Source organism: Microbacterium sp. Mcb102, assembly GCF_024519805.1.
Taxonomy (GTDB): Bacteria; Actinomycetota; Actinomycetes; order Actinomycetales; family Microbacteriaceae; genus Microbacterium.
Genome location: NZ_JALJRG010000003.1, coordinates 479586 through 495913, shown reverse-complemented (window position 1 = coordinate 495913; position 16328 = coordinate 479586). Strand labels below are relative to the sequence as shown.

General features: G+C 68.8%; 18 protein-coding genes. 10 read left to right on the top strand and 8 right to left on the bottom strand.

What is annotated here, in order from left to right; genetic code table 11:
• Positions 1–148: 148 nt before the first annotated feature.
• Positions 149–604 (top strand): DUF2871 domain-containing protein, encoded by a 456-nt coding sequence (locus OC372_RS11205; protein ID WP_262002077.1) that lies wholly within the window; start codon positions 149–151, stop codon positions 602–604.
• A 105-nt stretch (positions 605–709) separates the two neighbouring features.
• Here the strand turns inward: OC372_RS11205 and cycA are convergent, their stop codons facing one another.
• Positions 710–2185, bottom strand: coding sequence for a D-serine/D-alanine/glycine transporter (gene cycA / locus OC372_RS11200; RefSeq protein ID WP_262002076.1), 1476 nt, complete (start codon positions 2183–2185; stop codon positions 710–712).
• A gap of 155 nt (positions 2186–2340) precedes the next feature.
• Between cycA and OC372_RS11195 the strand changes: the two genes are divergently transcribed.
• Both OC372_RS11195 and OC372_RS11190 read left to right on the top strand, forming a co-directional pair.
• Positions 2341–3813: an MATE family efflux transporter gene (locus tag OC372_RS11195; RefSeq protein ID WP_262002075.1), complete on the top strand. Its 1473-nt coding sequence runs from the start codon at positions 2341–2343 to the stop codon at positions 3811–3813.
• 137 nt (positions 3814–3950) lie between these two features.
• Positions 3951–4367, top strand: a complete 417-nt coding sequence (locus OC372_RS11190; RefSeq protein WP_262002074.1) for a hypothetical protein — start codon at positions 3951–3953, stop codon at positions 4365–4367.
• A 4-nt stretch (positions 4368–4371) separates the two neighbouring features.
• Here OC372_RS11190 and OC372_RS11185 read toward each other — a convergent pair whose 3' ends face one another.
• Both OC372_RS11185 and OC372_RS11180 read right to left on the bottom strand, forming a co-directional pair.
• Entirely contained in the window at positions 4372–6081 is a 1710-nt protein-coding gene (locus OC372_RS11185; protein ID WP_262002073.1) for an AMP-binding protein, read from the bottom strand.
• A 64-nt stretch (positions 6082–6145) separates the two neighbouring features.
• Positions 6146–6613 carry an Lrp/AsnC family transcriptional regulator gene (locus OC372_RS11180; RefSeq protein ID WP_262002072.1) on the bottom strand — a complete coding sequence of 156 codons (468 nt, stop codon included), beginning with the start codon at positions 6611–6613 and terminating at the stop codon, positions 6146–6148.
• A gap of 112 nt (positions 6614–6725) precedes the next feature.
• Between OC372_RS11180 and OC372_RS11175 the strand changes: the two genes are divergently transcribed.
• Positions 6726–7967 (top strand): trans-sulfuration enzyme family protein, encoded by a 1242-nt coding sequence (locus OC372_RS11175; RefSeq protein WP_081859926.1) that lies wholly within the window; start codon positions 6726–6728, stop codon positions 7965–7967.
• Here the strand turns inward: OC372_RS11175 and OC372_RS11170 are convergent.
• Positions 7901–8386: an acyl-CoA thioesterase gene (locus tag OC372_RS11170; RefSeq protein WP_262002071.1), complete on the bottom strand. Its 486-nt coding sequence runs from the start codon at positions 8384–8386 to the stop codon at positions 7901–7903. The genes OC372_RS11175 and OC372_RS11170 overlap by 67 nt on opposite strands.
• 157 nt (positions 8387–8543) lie before the next feature.
• On the opposite strand from OC372_RS11170, the gene OC372_RS11165 reads away from it, so the two are divergent.
• The 4 genes from OC372_RS11165 (at position 8544) to OC372_RS11150 (ending at position 11949) form a co-directional block, all read left to right on the top strand.
• On the top strand, positions 8544–9872 hold the full coding sequence (locus OC372_RS11165; RefSeq protein ID WP_262002070.1) for a peptidoglycan DD-metalloendopeptidase family protein: 1329 nt from the start codon (positions 8544–8546) through the stop codon (positions 9870–9872).
• Positions 9873–9946: 74 nt separating this feature from the next.
• Positions 9947–10654 carry a response regulator transcription factor gene (locus OC372_RS11160; protein WP_262002069.1) on the top strand — a complete coding sequence of 236 codons (708 nt, stop codon included), beginning with the start codon at positions 9947–9949 and terminating at the stop codon, positions 10652–10654.
• Positions 10655–10741: 87 nt separating this feature from the next.
• Entirely contained in the window at positions 10742–11359 is a 618-nt protein-coding gene (locus OC372_RS11155) for a ClpP family protease (RefSeq protein ID WP_262002067.1), read from the top strand.
• Entirely contained in the window at positions 11356–11949 is a 594-nt protein-coding gene (locus OC372_RS11150) for a ClpP family protease (protein ID WP_262002064.1), read from the top strand. Before OC372_RS11155 ends, OC372_RS11150 begins: the two co-directional genes overlap by 4 nt.
• A 1-nt stretch (position 11950) precedes the next feature.
• Here the strand turns inward: OC372_RS11150 and OC372_RS11145 are convergent, their stop codons facing one another.
• From OC372_RS11145 to ribA, 3 genes are all read right to left on the bottom strand, one after another.
• Positions 11951–12322: a helix-turn-helix domain-containing protein gene (locus tag OC372_RS11145; protein WP_262002062.1), complete on the bottom strand. Its 372-nt coding sequence runs from the start codon at positions 12320–12322 to the stop codon at positions 11951–11953.
• A 107-nt stretch (positions 12323–12429) separates the two neighbouring features.
• Positions 12430–12903, bottom strand: coding sequence for a MarR family winged helix-turn-helix transcriptional regulator (locus OC372_RS11140; RefSeq protein ID WP_262002060.1), 474 nt, complete (start codon positions 12901–12903; stop codon positions 12430–12432).
• Positions 12904–12931: 28 nt separating this feature from the next.
• Positions 12932–13591 (bottom strand): GTP cyclohydrolase II, encoded by a 660-nt coding sequence (gene ribA / locus OC372_RS11135; RefSeq protein ID WP_262002058.1) that lies wholly within the window; start codon positions 13589–13591, stop codon positions 12932–12934.
• Positions 13592–13719: 128 nt separating this feature from the next.
• Between ribA and OC372_RS11130 the strand changes: the two genes are divergently transcribed.
• Both OC372_RS11130 and OC372_RS11125 read left to right on the top strand, forming a co-directional pair.
• Positions 13720–14739: a zinc-dependent alcohol dehydrogenase family protein gene (locus OC372_RS11130; protein WP_262002056.1), complete on the top strand. Its 1020-nt coding sequence runs from the start codon at positions 13720–13722 to the stop codon at positions 14737–14739.
• Between the two features lie 57 nt (positions 14740–14796).
• On the top strand, positions 14797–15198 hold the full coding sequence (locus OC372_RS11125; RefSeq protein ID WP_262002054.1) for a cupin domain-containing protein: 402 nt from the start codon (positions 14797–14799) through the stop codon (positions 15196–15198).
• Between the two features lie 89 nt (positions 15199–15287).
• On the opposite strand, the gene OC372_RS11120 is transcribed toward OC372_RS11125, so the two are convergent.
• Positions 15288–16247 (bottom strand): DMT family transporter, encoded by a 960-nt coding sequence (locus OC372_RS11120; RefSeq protein ID WP_262002051.1) that lies wholly within the window; start codon positions 16245–16247, stop codon positions 15288–15290.
• Positions 16248–16328 lie beyond the last annotated feature (81 nt).

Here is a 16328-nt window from a genome sequence, read left to right as displayed (position 1 = left end):
GAATCGTTTGCTCTGAGGGCCGGCGCTGATAGCAGTGTCGGCCCTCTGCGCGCCTGGTGGTCACGTCGAGCGCCGCGCATCTCAACCGTTCGATGGATCCCTGCCGAGGCCACTGCGCCGAGGCTGGAATCAGACCGAAAGGAACCCGATGCGCCGCCTCTTCTCCGCCGCGTTCGCCTACATGATCGTGGGCGTCGCCTCCGGACTCTTCTACCGGGAGTTCACCAAGATCAACGACTTCCCCGAGGGCGGAGCCACGCAGTTGGGACTCGCGCACACGCACCTGCTGGTGCTGGGCTTCGTCGTGCTGCTGATCGTCCTGCTGCTGGAGAAGGCGTTCGCGCTCTCCGAGAGCCGCCTGTTCAGCTGGTTCTTCTGGCTGTACAACGCGGGCCTCGTGCTGACGTCGGCCATGATGGTCTGGCACGGCTGCCTCACGGTCCTCGGCCTGGAGTCCTCCGCGATGATCGCCGGCATCGCCGGCCTGGGCCACATCCTCCTCAGCGCCGGGATGGTGCTGCTGTTCCTGGCTCTGCGCAAGCGTCTGTTCGCTGCGAAGCCCGCCGCGTCCGCCGTAGCCGTCGGTTCCGCCGTCGCCGCCTGAGGGCGTTCACAACTCCTCAAGAACATGGGCTGACGATCCGGAATCGGCCGATTCCCGAGTCACGAAGCCGGTTCTTGAGGAGTTGTGAACCGAGGCGGCCGGAGCTCAGTCCGTGTCCGCCTCGACCGAGTCGTCGCGCAGGTGCGCGATGTGCGCGGCGTGCCGGGCCAGGTGGTGCGGCGACCTCCGCACGAACAGCCACGCCACGAACAGCAGCACGAACCAGATCGGCGTGACCAACAGCGCGGTCAGCGTGTCGGGCTGCGTGGTCAGCGCCCACAGGACGAAGACGAAGAACGCGAGCACCACGTAGACCATGAACGCCCCGCCCGGCATCCTGAACGTCGACGCCGCGACCTTGTCCTTGCGGGTGCGCCGGTACACGAGGTAGCTGCACAGGAAGATCGTCCACACGAACATGAAGCACAGCGCCGAGACCGTGGTCACCATGTCGAAGGCCGTGCCGATGTCCTTGCCCGCGTAGAGCAGCACGACGCCGGAGAGCAGCAGGATGCAGGAGAGGAACAGGGCGTTCTGCGGCACGCGGCGGCGCGAGAGTCGGCCGAAGATCCGCGGGGCGTCGCCGTCCTGCGCGAGGCCGAACACCATGCGCGAGGTCGAGTAGATGCCGGAGTTGGCGCTCGACATCGCCGACGTCAGCACGACCAGGTTCACGACCGTCGCCGCGATGCCGAGCCCGGCGAGGGCGAACATCGCGATGAACGGGCTCTCCCCGGCGACGTACTCCGTCCACGGGGTCACCGCCATCAGCACGATGAGTGCGCCCACGTAGAACAGCAGGATGCGGATCGGGATCGCGTTGATCGCCTTCGGCAGGTTGCGCTTCGGGTCCTTGGTCTCGGCGGCCGCGGTGCCGACCAGCTCGACGCCGACGAACGCGAACACCGCGATCTGGAATCCCGCGACGAAGCCCATGAAGCCGTGCGGGAACATGCCGCCGTGATCCCACAGGTTCGAGAAGCTGGCGGTCCCCGCGTCGTGCTGGAAGCCGGTGAAGATCATCACCAGGCCGGTGACGATGAGGGCGACGATCGCGACGATCTTGATCAGCGCGAACCAGAACTCCATCTCGCCGAACGCGGCGACGGTCGGCAGGTTCAGGGCGAGCAGGATCACGATCACGAGGACGCCCGGGATCCACAGCGGGACGCCGGGGATGAGCGCATCCGTGTAGCCCGCGATCGCGATCACGTCGGCGACGCCGGTGACCACCCAGCAGAACCAGTAGGTCCACCCGGTGAAGAATCCGGCCCACGGCCCGAGCAGATCGCTCGCGAAGTCGCTGAACGACTTGTACTTGAGGTTCGACAGCAGCAGTTCGCCCATCGCCCGCATGACGAAGAACAGCATGAAGCCGATGATCATGTAGACGAAGATCACCGATGGTCCCGCCACCGAGATCGTCTTGCCGCTGCCCATGAACAGGCCGGTTCCGATCGCGCCGCCGATCGCGAGCAGCTGGATGTGGCGGTTGCTCAGCGCGCGCCGCAGGTGCTGCTCCTCCCCATCGGCATCGACATCGGGCGTGCTTCCGGTTCCCCCCGGGTGCTGCTTCGTCACTCTCGTCCTCCGGTCTCCGTCGACGGTTTGGGTCCGACGGTACCTTTCGCCTCCCCGACCGACAGAATCGAGATCGGGGATACCGCTGCGCCGAATCGATTCGATAGGCTTGTTCGAGCCCCGATCCGTCCCCCAGTTCTGCGAGCCGCCCCTTCATGGCCACCTCCCTCACCACGGGCCGCCCGTGGCGCGTCATCCTCGCCTTCTCCATCCCGCTGCTCCTCGGCAACGTGGTGCAGCAGCTGTACCAGTTCGCCGATGCGATCGTCGTCGGACGGCACCTCGGCGTCACCTCCCTCGCGGCGGTGGGCGCCACCGGCAGCCTGCTGTTCCTCCTGCTCGGTTTCGCCTGGGGTCTGACGAGTGGATTCGCGATCCCCATCGCGCAGGCCTTCGGTGCGCGCGACGATGCGGCCGTGCGCCGTTCGGTGGCCACGGGTGTGTTCCTCAGTGCCATCACGAGCGTGATCCTGACGGTCGCAGCCCCCCTCCTCGCCGGCCCGATCCTCACCCTGCTGCAGACACCTCCGGAGCTGATGGCCGAAGCCACGATCTTCACGCAGATCAGCTTCCTCGGTGCCAGCGCGACGATGTTCTTCAACTACCTCTCCGCGATCATCCGCGCGATCGGCGACTCCAAGACGCCGCTGGTGTTCCTCACCGTCTCGTGCGCGCTGAACGTCGGGCTCGTCGTGCTGATGGTCGGTCCTCTCGAATGGGGCGTGGGCGGTGCCGCTCTCGCGACCGTGGTCGCACAGGCCGTCTCGGTGGCGCTCTGCCTCGAGTTCGTCCGCCGGCGCCTGCCGATGCTGCACCTGCGTCGTGCCGACTGGCGGATCACCGGGGACGACATCGCCGAGCACCTGCGCCTCGGCCTGCCCATGGGCTTCCAGGCGTCGATCATCGCGATCGGCACACTCACGGTGCAGGTCGCGCTGAACACTCTCGGGGCCGACGCCGTCGCCGCTTACACGACCGGTTCCCGGGTCGACAGCCTCGCGGTCGCGCTGCTGTCGTCGCTGGGCCTCGCGGTCTCGATGTACGCCGCGCAGAACCACGGTGGCCGCCGCCCCGACCGCATCCGTCGCGGAGTCGCCGAGGCGACCTGGATGGCGGTCGCCGCCGGTGTGGTGCTCGGTGGCCTGCTGATCGCGTTCGGCGCCCCGATGGTGCGGCTGTTCATCGGTGCGGGGTCGGACGACGTCGTCGACATGGCTCACCGGATGCTCATCATCAACGGCTGCGGCTACTGGGCGCTGGGCATGCTGTTCGTGCTGCGCGGCGCGCTGCAGGGACTCGGCCACACACTCGTGCCCACCGTGACCGGGGTGATCGAGCTGGTGATGCGTGTGGGCGCGGCCATCGTGCTGGGTGCGTGGATCGGGTTCGACGGCGTCGCGCTGAGCAACCCGCTCGCCTGGGTGGGCGCGATCGTGCTGCTGGTCCCGGCCTACGTGCGGGCACACCGCGAGCTCGGACGGCTTCCGGTCGCACCGGCCGAGGCCACCGAGACCTCGGCGATCGCGATCGTCGGACCGACCGACGGCTCGATGGTCGTGGATGCCGTCGTCACCCAGCCGTTGCGCGTCGTCCGCCCCCGTCGTCTGCGGTGGCCGAGCCGCCGCTGAACTCTCGTCCCGTCCGAATCGGCGCCGCGAGATCTCCGTCTGCAGGATGATGCGGATGGGACTTGAGACGGATGGCCTTTCCGCGACACACTTCTAGTGTCGAGGTAGCGGAGTTTCCGCTGGACCGGGGGGTCGTCATGACGACAATGAGAGTGGCCAACGATTTGGCCGAGGTGATGGTGCCGATCGGCTACGTGGGTGCGGCCATCGCCGGTGCCTGTGCGATCGTCGCTGCGGTCGCGGTCATCCGCGGTTCCGGTGGTCTGACCGGGGGCGCGGTGGGCGTGTGGATCGTGGGCGCGCTGATGAGTTTCACCGCGTCGTTCGCACAGCAGTGGTTGCCGCTGATACTGGCGTGCTCCTCGCTTGTGGCGATGCTCGTCATCGGCGGAGTCGTGCGGGCCATCGTGAATGCGGCCGGAGCCGGGCGGACCGACGAGGCGGCGGCTGATGCACTGCCGCGCGCCGCGTCTACGGTCAAGCCCGCCACGGTGTCGAAGCCGACGCTCGCGACGAAGTCCGCCGCGACGGCGTCGATCCCCGTCGTGTCCTGAGTGCTCAGCGGTAATCGCGGTCGCGGTGCTGTCCGGTCTCGTCGCCGGACTCGACCCGCGCCGCCTCCCGCGCACGCAGCTCGACGCGGCGGATCTTGCCGGAGATCGTCTTCGGCAGCTCGGGGACGAACTCGATGATCCGCACCCACAGGTGCGACGACAGGCGGTCGTGCGCGTAGGCGAAGATCGCGCGAGCCGCGTCTTCCGCGCCGTCGGTGGCATCCGGGGTCAGGCAGACGTACGCCTTCGGCACGGCCAGACGCGTGGGGTCGGGGCTCGGGATCACGGCCGCCTCGATCACCAGGTCGTGCTCGAGCAGCACCGACTCGAGTTCGAACGGGGAGATCTTGTAGTCGGAGGCCTTGAACACGTCGTCCGAGCGACCTATGTACGTGAGGTAGCCGTCGTCGTCGCGCACCGCGATGTCGCCGGTGTGGTGGAAGCCGCCCGCCCGGGACTCGGCCGTCTTCGCCTGGTCTTCGTAGTACCCGGCCATGAGTCCGAGCGGCGGCTGCGACAGATCGAGCGCGATCTCGCCCTCGCCCTCGACGATCTCTCCGGTGACCGGATCGAGCAGTACGACGGGGTAGCCGGGCAGCGGGCGTCCCATCGACCCGACCTTGACGGGCTGGCCGGGGGAGTTGCCGATGCAGGCCGTCATCTCGGTCTGTCCGAACCCGTCGCGGATCGTGCCGCCCCAGGCCTCGCGCACGCGGTCGATGACCTCGGGGTTCAACGGCTCGCCCGCTCCGACGAGTTCGCGCGGCGGGTGGGTGAGACGCGCGAGGTCGGCCTGGATCAGCATCCGCCACACGGTCGGCGGCGCGCAGAAGGTGGACACGTGGTGGGTGTCCATGACCTGCATGAGGGTGTTCGCGTCGAAGCGGTCGTAGTTGTAGACGAACACGGTCGCCTCGGCCAGGAAGGGGGAGTAGAAGCTCGACCACGCGTGCTTCGCCCAGCCGGGGGACGAGATGTTGAGGTGCACGTCGTCGGGGCGCACGCCGAGCCACCACATGGTCGAAAGGTGCCCGACCGGGTAGGAGACGTGGGTGTGCTGCACGAGCTTCGGCCGGTTCGTGGTGCCCGAGGTGAAGTAGAGCAGGGCGGTGTCGGTCGCGGGGGTCGGGCCATCGGGCTCGAAGACGGTCGGTCCGGTGGTCGAGTCGGTGAAGCGTGCCCACTCGGAGGGGATGCCGTCGCCGACGCCGATGCGGAGGATGCCGGGGTCGATGTCCGCGAGCCGATCGGCGAGCGGGCCGAGGGTGACGACTGCGCCGGCACGACCGTGTTCGACGCGGTACGCGAGATCGGAGGCGGAGAGCAGCGTAGAGGTCGGGATCGACACGGCGCCGATCTTCGTGATCGCCAGCATCACCTCCCACAGCTCGATCGTGTTGTTGAGCATCACGATCACGTGGTTGCCGCGGCGGATGCCGAGACCGGTGAGCCAGGCCGCGACCTGATCGGAGCGCGTCGAAAGCTCGCCGTAGGTCCAGGTGCGCAGGCTCAGGTCGGCCTCGACGATCTGCACGGCCGGCCGGTCGGGGTTCTCGCCGGCGATCACGTCGAACCACTCGAGTGCGAAGTTGAACTCGTCGACCTCAGGCCAGGCGAACCCCGCACGGGCCGCGGCGTAGTCGGTGGCGTTCGCGAAGAGGAAGTCGCGCATCTCGCGAATGGTGTGCGTGGCGGCGGTGGCGCTGCGGCTCATGGTGCTCCCTTGCTCCGGTGCGGACGTGCATTCCATCTTCGCGCAGGTCACCCGGATCCCGGGGTCACCGCGGCAGGACGCCCGGACCGTCGCGCAGCTCGAACACGAGCTGGGTCTCGGTGCCGCGCACGACCGGGTGCACCGTGATGTGCTCCAGCACGATGTCGCGGAGGGCCGTCGCGTCTTCGACCGCCACGTGCAACAGGAAGTCGTCGACTCCTGCCACATGGAAGACCTGCAGCACCCGCGGGACGCTCGCGAGTGCGTCGAACAGCGCCGTCACCTTGGCGCCGGTGTGGTTCGCGAGGCGCACCTTGATGATCGCCTGCAGCGGGAACCCGAGGGCTGTGCCGTCGACGCGGATGCGGGTGTCGCGGATCACGCCCCGTTCACGCAGCGCCCGCACGCGGTGTGCGCAGGTCGATTCGGCGAGGCCGAGCCGATGCGCGAGGGCCTTGTTGGTCGTCTCGGCGTCACGGGTGAGGATCGCCAGCAGCTCGAGGTCGATCTCGTCGAGTTGTGATTTCGCCAATGTGCGCGCCTTTCGGATGCCGGATGCTGCACAGAATAGCGTTCAACGCCGAAATGACTGCATGTTCTGTCGAGCACCTGCGCGGATTCTGTGATTCCGGCAACGTAGAGGCATGACTGCACCGCTGCATCCCGACACCGTCGCCGTCCACAGCGGGCGCTCCGATCTCGAGGGTCTCGGGGTCCACGCGCTGCCGATCGACCTGTCGACCACGAACCCGCTGCCCGACATCGAGCGCGGTGGCGACTCCTACGAGGCGATGGCCACCGGAGGCCGCCCGCCCGCCGACGGCAGCATGGTCTACGCGCGACTGTGGAACCCGACGGTCGCCCGCTTCGAAGAGGCGCTCGCCGAGCTCGAGCATGCCGAGGCTGCGGTGGCCTTCGCCTCGGGCATGGCGGCGATGACGGCCGTGATCCTCGCGCATACGGGGGCGACCGGCGCACGCCACGTCGTCGCGGTGCGTCCGCTCTACGGTGGAACCGACCACCTGCTCGGTTCCGGGCTGCTCGGCGTCGAGACGACGTACTGCCACCCCGACGAGGTGGCCGCGTCCATGCGGTCCGACACCGGGCTCGTGGTCGTCGAGACCCCCGCGAACCCCACGCTCGACATCGCCGACATCGCCGACGTGGTGCGCCAGGCGGGTTCCGTGCCGGTGGTGGTCGACAACACGTTCGCGACCCCGATCCTGCAGAACCCGATCGACCTGGGCGCCGCGATGTCACTGCACAGCGCGACCAAATACCTCGGCGGCCACGGCGATGTCATCGCCGGCGTCGTCGCCTGCAGCGAAGAGACCGCGGAGGCGCTGCGCCGCGTGCGGGCGGTGACCGGGGGGCTCCTGCATCCGCTCGGGGCGTACCTGCTGCACCGCGGTCTCACCACCCTGCCGGTGCGGGTGCGGCACCAGCAGGAGAGTGCGCGGCGGGTGGTGCAGTGGTTGATCGATCGTCCCGAGGTCGCCGAGGTCTTCTATCCGGGGCTCGACGGAGACCCGCGCGGCATCCTCGAGCGGCAGATGCGCGGCACGGGCGCGATGATCGCGATGCGGATGCGGGGCGGGTTCGCCGCGGCCTCCGCCGTCACGACGGCGACGACGCTGTTCACGCATGCGGTCTCGCTCGGCGGGGTCGACTCGCTGATCCAGCATCCGGCCGCGCTCACGCACCGCCCGGTGCCGCCCGAGGCACGTCCTGCCGCCGATGTGCTGCGTCTGTCGATCGGCCTCGAAGACGTCGACGATCTGATCGCCGATCTGTCTCAGGCGTTCGCGGCCGTCGCCGCTCAGGACGAGGGAAGCCGGATCGTCCCGGTCGCGATGCGCTCGGTGGGCATCCGGTCGCGGTCGTAGGTGATCTCGCGGTAGCCGTGCGGCGTCGGCACCCCGTCGTCGTCGAGGCTGACGAACACGATCTTCTCGATCGTGAGGATGCGCCTGCGCGTGATCATGTTGCGGGCGACCGCGCGCATGGTCAATGACGTCGTGCCGAAATGCGTGGCCTGCAGGCCGATCTCGATCAGGTCGCCCTGCACCGCCGACGCCTCGAAGTTGATCTCCGAGATGTGCTTGGTGACCGCGCGGTAGTTGCCCAGCTGCACGATCGCGTAGATCGCCGCCTCCTCGTCGATCCACTTCAGCAGGCTCCCGCCGAACAGCGAGCCGTTCGCGTTGAGATCTTCGGGGCGCACCCACTTGCGGGTGCGGAAGTTGAGTCCGTCTTCCGACCACGCCGGTGTCTTCTCGTTCGCGGGTGTCTTCTGCTTCGCCATGGTCCCGAGGCTAGGTGCGTCGTGAGTCCGCGATGTTACGGCTGGTTTTCCTGGAGAGCACGGGCGTCGATCTGCCGTTTACTCCATGCAAACCTTCGGTTTCGTACGGTGACCATCCCGGTGGGTGATCCGCCGGGAATGAAAGGAAGGCTCGAACATGTTCGGCAACGGAATCGTGCGACTCGTCGCGGTGGGCGCGCTCGCCGCCTCATTCGCGACGCCCACGGCAGCAGCATCCCCTCAGGAAGAGGCGCGGGGGCCAGATCTCCGGTCCGCCGTGCAGAAGTCGCTCACGGACGCTCCCGGTGCGGATGCGGAAGCACCGATCGTGGAGCCCCGCGGCTACACCGCGGGGGACACCTGGGCGTTCGGCTCCGGCACCACTTTCGCAGAAGAGGATCCGCACATGACGCTGTTCGTCGCGCAGCAGGTCGATGGCGACTGGAAGGTCGCGCTCGAAGGGTCGGCGGCGTTCGGCGCCCTCGCCCGGAAGGCGCCGGATGACGTCGTCCCTCGTAGCGAAGGCAATGCCCTCGCCAAGGCTCAGGAGCACGCCGCAGGCGGCATCGAAGGCGCCGTCGACCCCGGGCTGAGTCTCCCGTGGCGCACAGGGGACAGCTGGTATCTCGGGGGTGGCCCCCACACGGACACCGGAAGCGGTGATGGTGCGCGCAACTCGGTCGACTTCAGCGGTGAGGGCAGCGTGGTCGCCCCGCGCGACGGCATCGTCTACAAGAGCTGCGTCAGCGCGACCAGCGCTCTCGTGAAGATCGTCCACGACAACGGCTACAGCACGACGTACTACCACATGGTCGATGTCACGCAGATGGCCGACGGCTCGCCGATCACGGCGGGAACTCCGATCGGACGCATCGGGAACGAGCTGCCGTGCGACGGGCACACCACCGGTGCCCACGTGCACTTCTCGCTGTTGAAGGGCGACGAGCCCGTCTCGCTGGAGGGCGTCGAGCTCGGTGGATGGGTGTTCCACGCCGGCGCGGACAACTACCAGGGCTGGGCGGAACGAGACGGTCAGCGGGTCGATGTCGGCGGACAGCTTCTGAACGATGGTCGCACCGCGCCTGCTACGGGGGAGAACCCGCCTGCCGGTGAGGAGAACCCATCCGCGGAAGGGGAGAACCCGCCGGCGGAAGAGGGGAACCCGCCTGCGGAAGGGGAGAACCCGCCGGCTGCGGACGAGAACCCGCCGGCTGCGGGGGAGAACCCCGCACTGTCGTCGGGCACTGTCCGGGCCCCGAACGCGAGTGTGAACCTTCGCGGCGCTCCTCGACTCGATGCGCCCGTCGTCGGCACCGTCGAGGTCGGCGAGACGGTGCAGATCACGTGCACGGCGCGCGGTGACGAACTGGTCGGGTACTGGGGTCAGTCGACGGATCTCTGGGATCAGCTCCCGACCGGCGAGTGGATCAGCGATGGCTTCCTCGATACCGGAACAACGGAGCCGACGGCCCCCGCCTGCGACTAAGCTGTCGCAGATCTAAAATGTTAGCCGCTGACATGTGCGGGTGACGGTCGAGCGCGACATGAAGTGGAGGCCAGATGCGAGTTCTCATAGCCGAGCCCAACGTGCAGACGGCGAATCGGATGCAGAGCACTCTCATCCGCAACTGCATGGCTGTGGACACGGTGTCCGACAGCCGGTCGGCCGAACTCCTTCTGGCCTCCACGACGTACGACGTGCTGATCCTCGAGAGGGCTCTTCCGCCGCTGCCTGGCGAGAGATCGTGCACCACTCTGATCACCGGCGCGCCGGAGGTGCGGACCCTCATGATCAGTCAGCGCGGCAGTTCCCAGGCCAAGGTCGAAGGCCTCGTCCTCGGAGCGGACGACTACCTCGCCAAACCCTTCAACCATGAGGAGCTGCTCGCACGGGTCAGGGCGCTCGGCAGGCGCCCGGCGATCAGGATCCCGCCGACACTCGTATACGGCGAGCTTCGATTCGACCTGTTCGCCCAGGAGGTGACGCGTTCTGGGCGTGCGATCGAACTCACGTCGAAGGAACGGGCGGTGCTCGAGACGATCATGGGCGCCGGCGGGGGGATCGTCAGCTCGGAGGAGCTGCTCGAGAAGGCGTGGGATATCCACACCGACCCGTTCAGCCAGGTGGTGAAGGTCACGATCTGCTCGCTGCGTCGCAAGCTCGGCGGCCCTCCGGTCATCGACACCATCCGCCGCCAGGGGTACCGGCTCAGGGGCGCGGGCGACGAGGTCGGCGGAGAAGGCGGAGTTCGCAGGCCGAGGTGTTGAAGGTCGTCCACCCGGCATCCGCTCAGGGCAGAGCCGCTCACGGCAGAATCCGTCCCGTAGCGCGAAACGGCGACGGATGCTGGGGGCATGAGCGAAGACAACCCCTCCATCCCGCAGTTCGGCCCTGAGGCCCGGCGCGCACTGTTCCACGAGCGCGTGCTCGTGCTCGACGGTGCGCTCGACGACGACAACGGCACGCTGTTGATGACGCAGCTGCTCGCCCTGTCGGCCGAGGATCCCGTCGCCGACATCGCCCTCTGGATCCACTCACCCGGGGGCTCGGTGCCGTCGATGCTCGCGATCCGCGACATCATGCGGCTCATCCCCAATGACGTGGCGACCCTCGCCCTCGGGCTGGCCTGCAGCGCGGGGCAGTTCCTGCTCTCCGCGGGCACCCCGGGCAAGCGGCGGGCGCTGCCGCACGCGCGCATCCTCATGCATCAGGGCTCGGCCGGCATCGGGGGCTCCGCGGGCGAGATCGAGACGCAGGCCGACGACCTGCGGCACATGCGCGACACGGTGCTGGGCCTCATCTCGGCCGACACCGGCCAGCCGCTCGAGCGCATCTTCGAGGACTCGCTGCACGACCGCTGGTACACCGCGACCCAGGCGCAGGACTACGGCTTCATCGACGGGATCGTGGCCTCGATCGCCGAGGTGATGCCGCGACAACGCGCGCGCGTCGGACTGGGGGTGAACGCATGAGCACGTACTCGATCCCCAACGTCATCGCGCAGCATCCGCGGGGCGAGCGCATCATGGACGTCTACTCCCACCTGCTCGCCGAGCGCGTTATCTATCTCGGTACCGGCATCGACGCGGGTGTGGCGAACGCGCTCATCGCGCAGCTGCTGCACCTCGACGCGGACAGTCCGGAGAGCGGCATCCAGTTCTACATCAACAGCGAGGGCGGTGACCCCGGAGCGGCCCTGGCGATCTACGACACCATGCAGCACATCCGTCCGGCGATCGCGACGACCTGCGTCGGACAGGCGATCGGTCCCGCTGCGCTGCTCGTCGCGGCGGGTGCGGAGGGCCAGCGCGCCGCGCTCGCGCACGCCCGCATCGTCCTGCATCAGCCGGCCGGCCAGTCGCGCGGTGCGATCCCCGATCTGATCCTCGCGGCCGACGAGGTGGTGCGGGTGCGGTCCGACATGGAGGAGATCCTCGCGAGGCACAGCGGGCGCACGGTTGCGGAGCTCCGCGCCGACACCGACCGCGACCGGGTGTTCACGGCATCCGCTGCCCTGGACTACGGACTGATCGACACGGTGCTCGGACCGCGGGGGCTGTGAGTCAGGCGGCGAGGGCGAAGGAGCCGCGCGACACCGACACCGCAGCGGACACCGACACCGCAGCGGATGCCGGCACCGCGGCCGAGCGCAGGTCATCGGCCACGGCGCTCGTGAGCTCGATCAGGCTCGTGTCGAGTGCGCCGGCGATGGCCGCGATCATCTCGCTCGACGGCTCCTTCAGCCCCCGCTCGACCTCGGAGAGGTACTGGGGCGAGACGCCCGCCTTCTCCGCGGTCTCGGTGAGGGTCTCCTCGCGCTCGTGTCGGCGGCGACGCAGCTGGTCGCCCAGCATCTGACGCCACAGCGGCTCGGGGCCGCCCGACTTCGGGCGATCGGGGCGAGGGGTGCGCGGGAACGAGATCAGGTCGGCCATGCCTCACGATAAACCGCGGCATCCGGCGGGTTCGAGCTGTTCTGCTCAGAGCAGAACAGCTGCCTGTTCAGGAGAGGAACTCGCGCACCTCGCCGCGGGTGATCGGGCTACAGCGCCGCGGTCACGCCGGGCAGGAGCTTGCCGAGGATCGCCTCGAGCTGCTCGCGTTCCTCCGCCGTGAGTGGATCGAGCACCAGTTCCCGCACCTGCTCGACGTGCACCGGAGCGGCCGTGCGCAGCATCTCGCGGCCTTCGGCGGTCAGGGTGGCCGAGAGCGTGCGCTTGTCGGACCTGCACGAGGTGCGCTCCACCCAGCCGCGCTCCTCGAGCGAGTCGAGGGCGTGGCTCAGGCGTGAGCGGCTGAGGCCGGCGATGCGCGCGAGCTCCGTCATCGTGACGGTGCCTTCGCCCTGCCCGGCCAGCGTGACGAGGATGGCGTAGCGGGCGTGATTGAGCCCGACCTCTTCCTTCAAGGTGCGATCGAGCACCTGCGGCAGCAGCTGGACGAACCGGATGACGGGAAGCCATGTCGCCATCTCTCCGTCGTCGAGTCGACGCGGATGCTGTCCTGCCGCGGTCATGGTGCCCTCCTCGAGTGTCACGTCGGTGTCACGCCGCCGACAGGTCGAGCGTGTGCGCGGTGTGGTCGCGCTTGGCCTGCAGGTAACGGGAGTTCGCCTCCGACAGGTGCACCTCGGTGGGCACGCGCTCGGTGACGCGGATGCCGAGGGCCCCGAGCTGCACGGCCTTGTCGGGGTTGTTGCTCAGCAGGCGGATGCCGTCGACGCCGACCGCGTTCAGCATCTGCGCGGCGACGGTGTAGTCGCGCTCGTCTTCGCCGTGGCCCAGGGCGACGTTCGCCTCATACGTGTCGAGTCCGGCGTCCTGCAGCGCGTAGGCGTCGAGCTTGGCGTACAGGCCGATTCCTCGACCCTCCTGGCGCAGGTAGAGCAGGAATCCGCCCTCGTCGGCGATGCGCTCCACGGCCTCGCGCAGCTGGGGGCCGCAGTCGCAGCGCTCCGAGCCGAAGACGTCACCGGTCAGGCACTCGCTGTGCGGGCGCACGAGGGGTGCGGCGCCTCCGTCGGCCGCGCGCTCGAGTGCCGCGCGCCAGTCGCCGAGGCCGAGCAGCAGGTGCTCGCGGCCGTCGATCAGGCCGTCGAAGGTGACGACGTCGGCGGTGGTGGAGAAGCCGTCGCCGAAGCGCAGCGGCACGCGGACGCGGGTGCGCTCCGTGGCGACCGGAGCGACGGTTGAAGTTTCAATCATGTCGGGTGCAACGCGCGGCCCGTCGAACTATTCCCGTCCGCCGTGATCCCAGGGGTGCCATGAGAGAGCCTCCCACGCGTGGCGGAATCGGCGTTGACTGGATTCACACGACAGAAGGAGCAGTAAGAATGCGTGGAGTAGTCATGTACGCCCCCGGCGACGTCCGGGTCGAGGAGCGCGAGAAGCCGACGATCACCCGGCCGACGGATGCCGTCATCCGGCTCGCCGCGACCTGCATCTGCGGGTCGGACCTGTGGCCGTACCGCGGCGACGACGACGTCGATCACACCCCGATGGGGCACGAGTACGTCGGCGTCGTCGAGGAGATCGGCGCCGAGGTGCAGACCCTGAAGGTCGGCGACTTCGTGGTCGGCTCGTTCATGGCCTCGGACAACACCTGCGAGATCTGCCAGGCGGGATACCAGTCCCGCTGCGTGCACGTCGTCCCGATGGGGAAGTACGGCACGCAGGCCGAGTACTCGCTCATCCCGCACGCCGACGGCACGCTCGTCGTCACGCCGGGGCAGCCCGACGCCGACCTGATCCCCTCGCTGCTCGCGGCATCCGACGTGCTCGGCACGGGGTGGTTCGCGGCGGTCGCCGCCGAGGCCGGACCCGGCAAGACGGTCGCCGTCGTCGGTGACGGAGCGGTGGGCCTGCTGGGCATCCTCGCCGCCCGCGAACTCGGGGCCGAGCGCATCATCGCGATGAGCCGGCACGCCGACCGGCAGGCACTGGCGCGCGAGTTCGGCGCCACCGACATCGTCGAAGAGCGCGGGGACGAGGGCGTGGCGCGCATCAGGGAGCTCACGAACGGGCTCGGCGCGCACTCGGTGATCGAGGCGGTCGGCACGCAGGAGTCGATGATGCAGGCGATCCGTTCGACGCGTCCCGGCGGACATGTCGGCTACGTCGGCGTCTCGCACGACGTGGCACTGCCCGGCGAGGAGCTGTTCTTCTCCGGCGTGCATCTGCACGGTGGCCCCGCGCCGGTGAGGCGCTTCCTGCCCCAGCTGATCCAGCTCATCTGGGACCGCAAGATCGACCCCGGCAAGGTGTTCGACCTCACCCTCCCACTCGAGGATGCCGCCGAGGGATATCGCGCGATGGACGAGCGTCGCGCCACCAAGGTGCTGCTCACGGTCTGAAAGCCCGACTTCCGCGCATCCGCACATCCGAACATCCGAACATCCGAAGGAGATCTCATGCACATCGAACCTCGCACCCCGACGGTGAAGAATCCGCCGGAGCAGTTCACCGGAGACGTCTGGCTCGACGTCATCGCCGCGCCGAAGGAGGGCGATCAGCGGATGTTCGCCGGTCTGGTGCGCTTCGCCCCCGGTGCGCGCACCGCCTGGCACTCGCACGCGCGCGGACAGTTCCTGCGCGTCACCGAGGGGACGGCGCTGTGCGGCACCCGCGACGGCGCGGTCGTCGAGGCGCGGCCCGGCGACACCATCTACACGCCGCCGGGGGAGGAGCACTGGCACGGCGCCACCGCGGACTGCTTCATGTCGCACATCGCGATGATCGAGAACGCCGATGACCCCGCGACGTCGACGACGTGGCTCGAGCACGTGACTGACGCGGAGCACTCCCGCCGCTGACCTTGCGTCGGCACCCTCACTCTGCGCACCGCCCCGCGCTTCGTGCGGTGAAATCCATCTCTGACGGCCGGATCGACCAGATCCGGCCGTCAGAGATGCGATTGGCCGTCGGAAGGTGCCGGGGCTTCGGGGGCTCCCGGCCCCGGCCCCGGCTCCTGCGCCTGCGCTCGCCGCCGCCGCCGCACGAGCTTCAGCTCGCTCGCGAGGATCCCGAGCACGACGAGCGCTCCGCCGATGAGCGCGGTCGCGGGCAGTCGCTCACCCGCGATGCGCCCGATGACCCCTGCCCACACCGGCTCTCCGGCGTAGATGATGGTCGCGCGGGTGGGGGAGACCGACTTCTGCGCCCAGTTCATGGTCAGCTGGATCAGGCAGCTCGCCGCACCCAGCCCCACCGCGCAGCCGACCCAGATCCATGAGAACTCCGGCACGCCCTCACCCACCACCGGCATCGTGAGCAGCCCCAGCACTCCGGCGGTCAGCAGCTGGATGACGGTGATGCGGCCGAGGTCGATCTTCCCGGCGAACAGGCTGATCAGGATGATCTCGGCCGCGATGGGCAGAGTGCTGATCATGGTCGCGATCTCGCCCATGCCGAGGGTGAGCGCGAAGGCGTCGGGCCCGGCGATCAGCAGCAGCCCCACGAACGCCAGCCCGGCACCCGCGAAGGCCGTGGCCGGCGGTCGCTTTCGGAACACGGCCCACTGCGCGAACGGAACCAGCGGCACGTACATCGCGGTGATGAAGGCCGAGGTGCTGCTGTCGATGGTCTGCAGCCCGAGCGTCTGCAGCCCGTAGCCGAGGTAGATCATGACGCCGATCGCGACGCCGGCGCCGACATCACGCCAGCGGATGCCGCGCAGCACGCGGCGGAAGATCACGACGCTGATCAGTCCCGCGATCAGGAACCGGATGCCGACGAAGAACCAGGGCCCCGAGTGCTCCATCGCCCAGTGCACGAGCAGGAACGTGCCGCCCCACACCGCGGTGATCGCGATGAGTGCGGCCTCCTGCGGGCGGAGCCGCATCCACCGAAGACGAGAGGGCATCGCTGCCCCTTCCTCGACGTTGCCGGATCGAGCATAGTCGCGCGGATCGTGACGGGATAAGACGGCCCCGAACCGGATGCT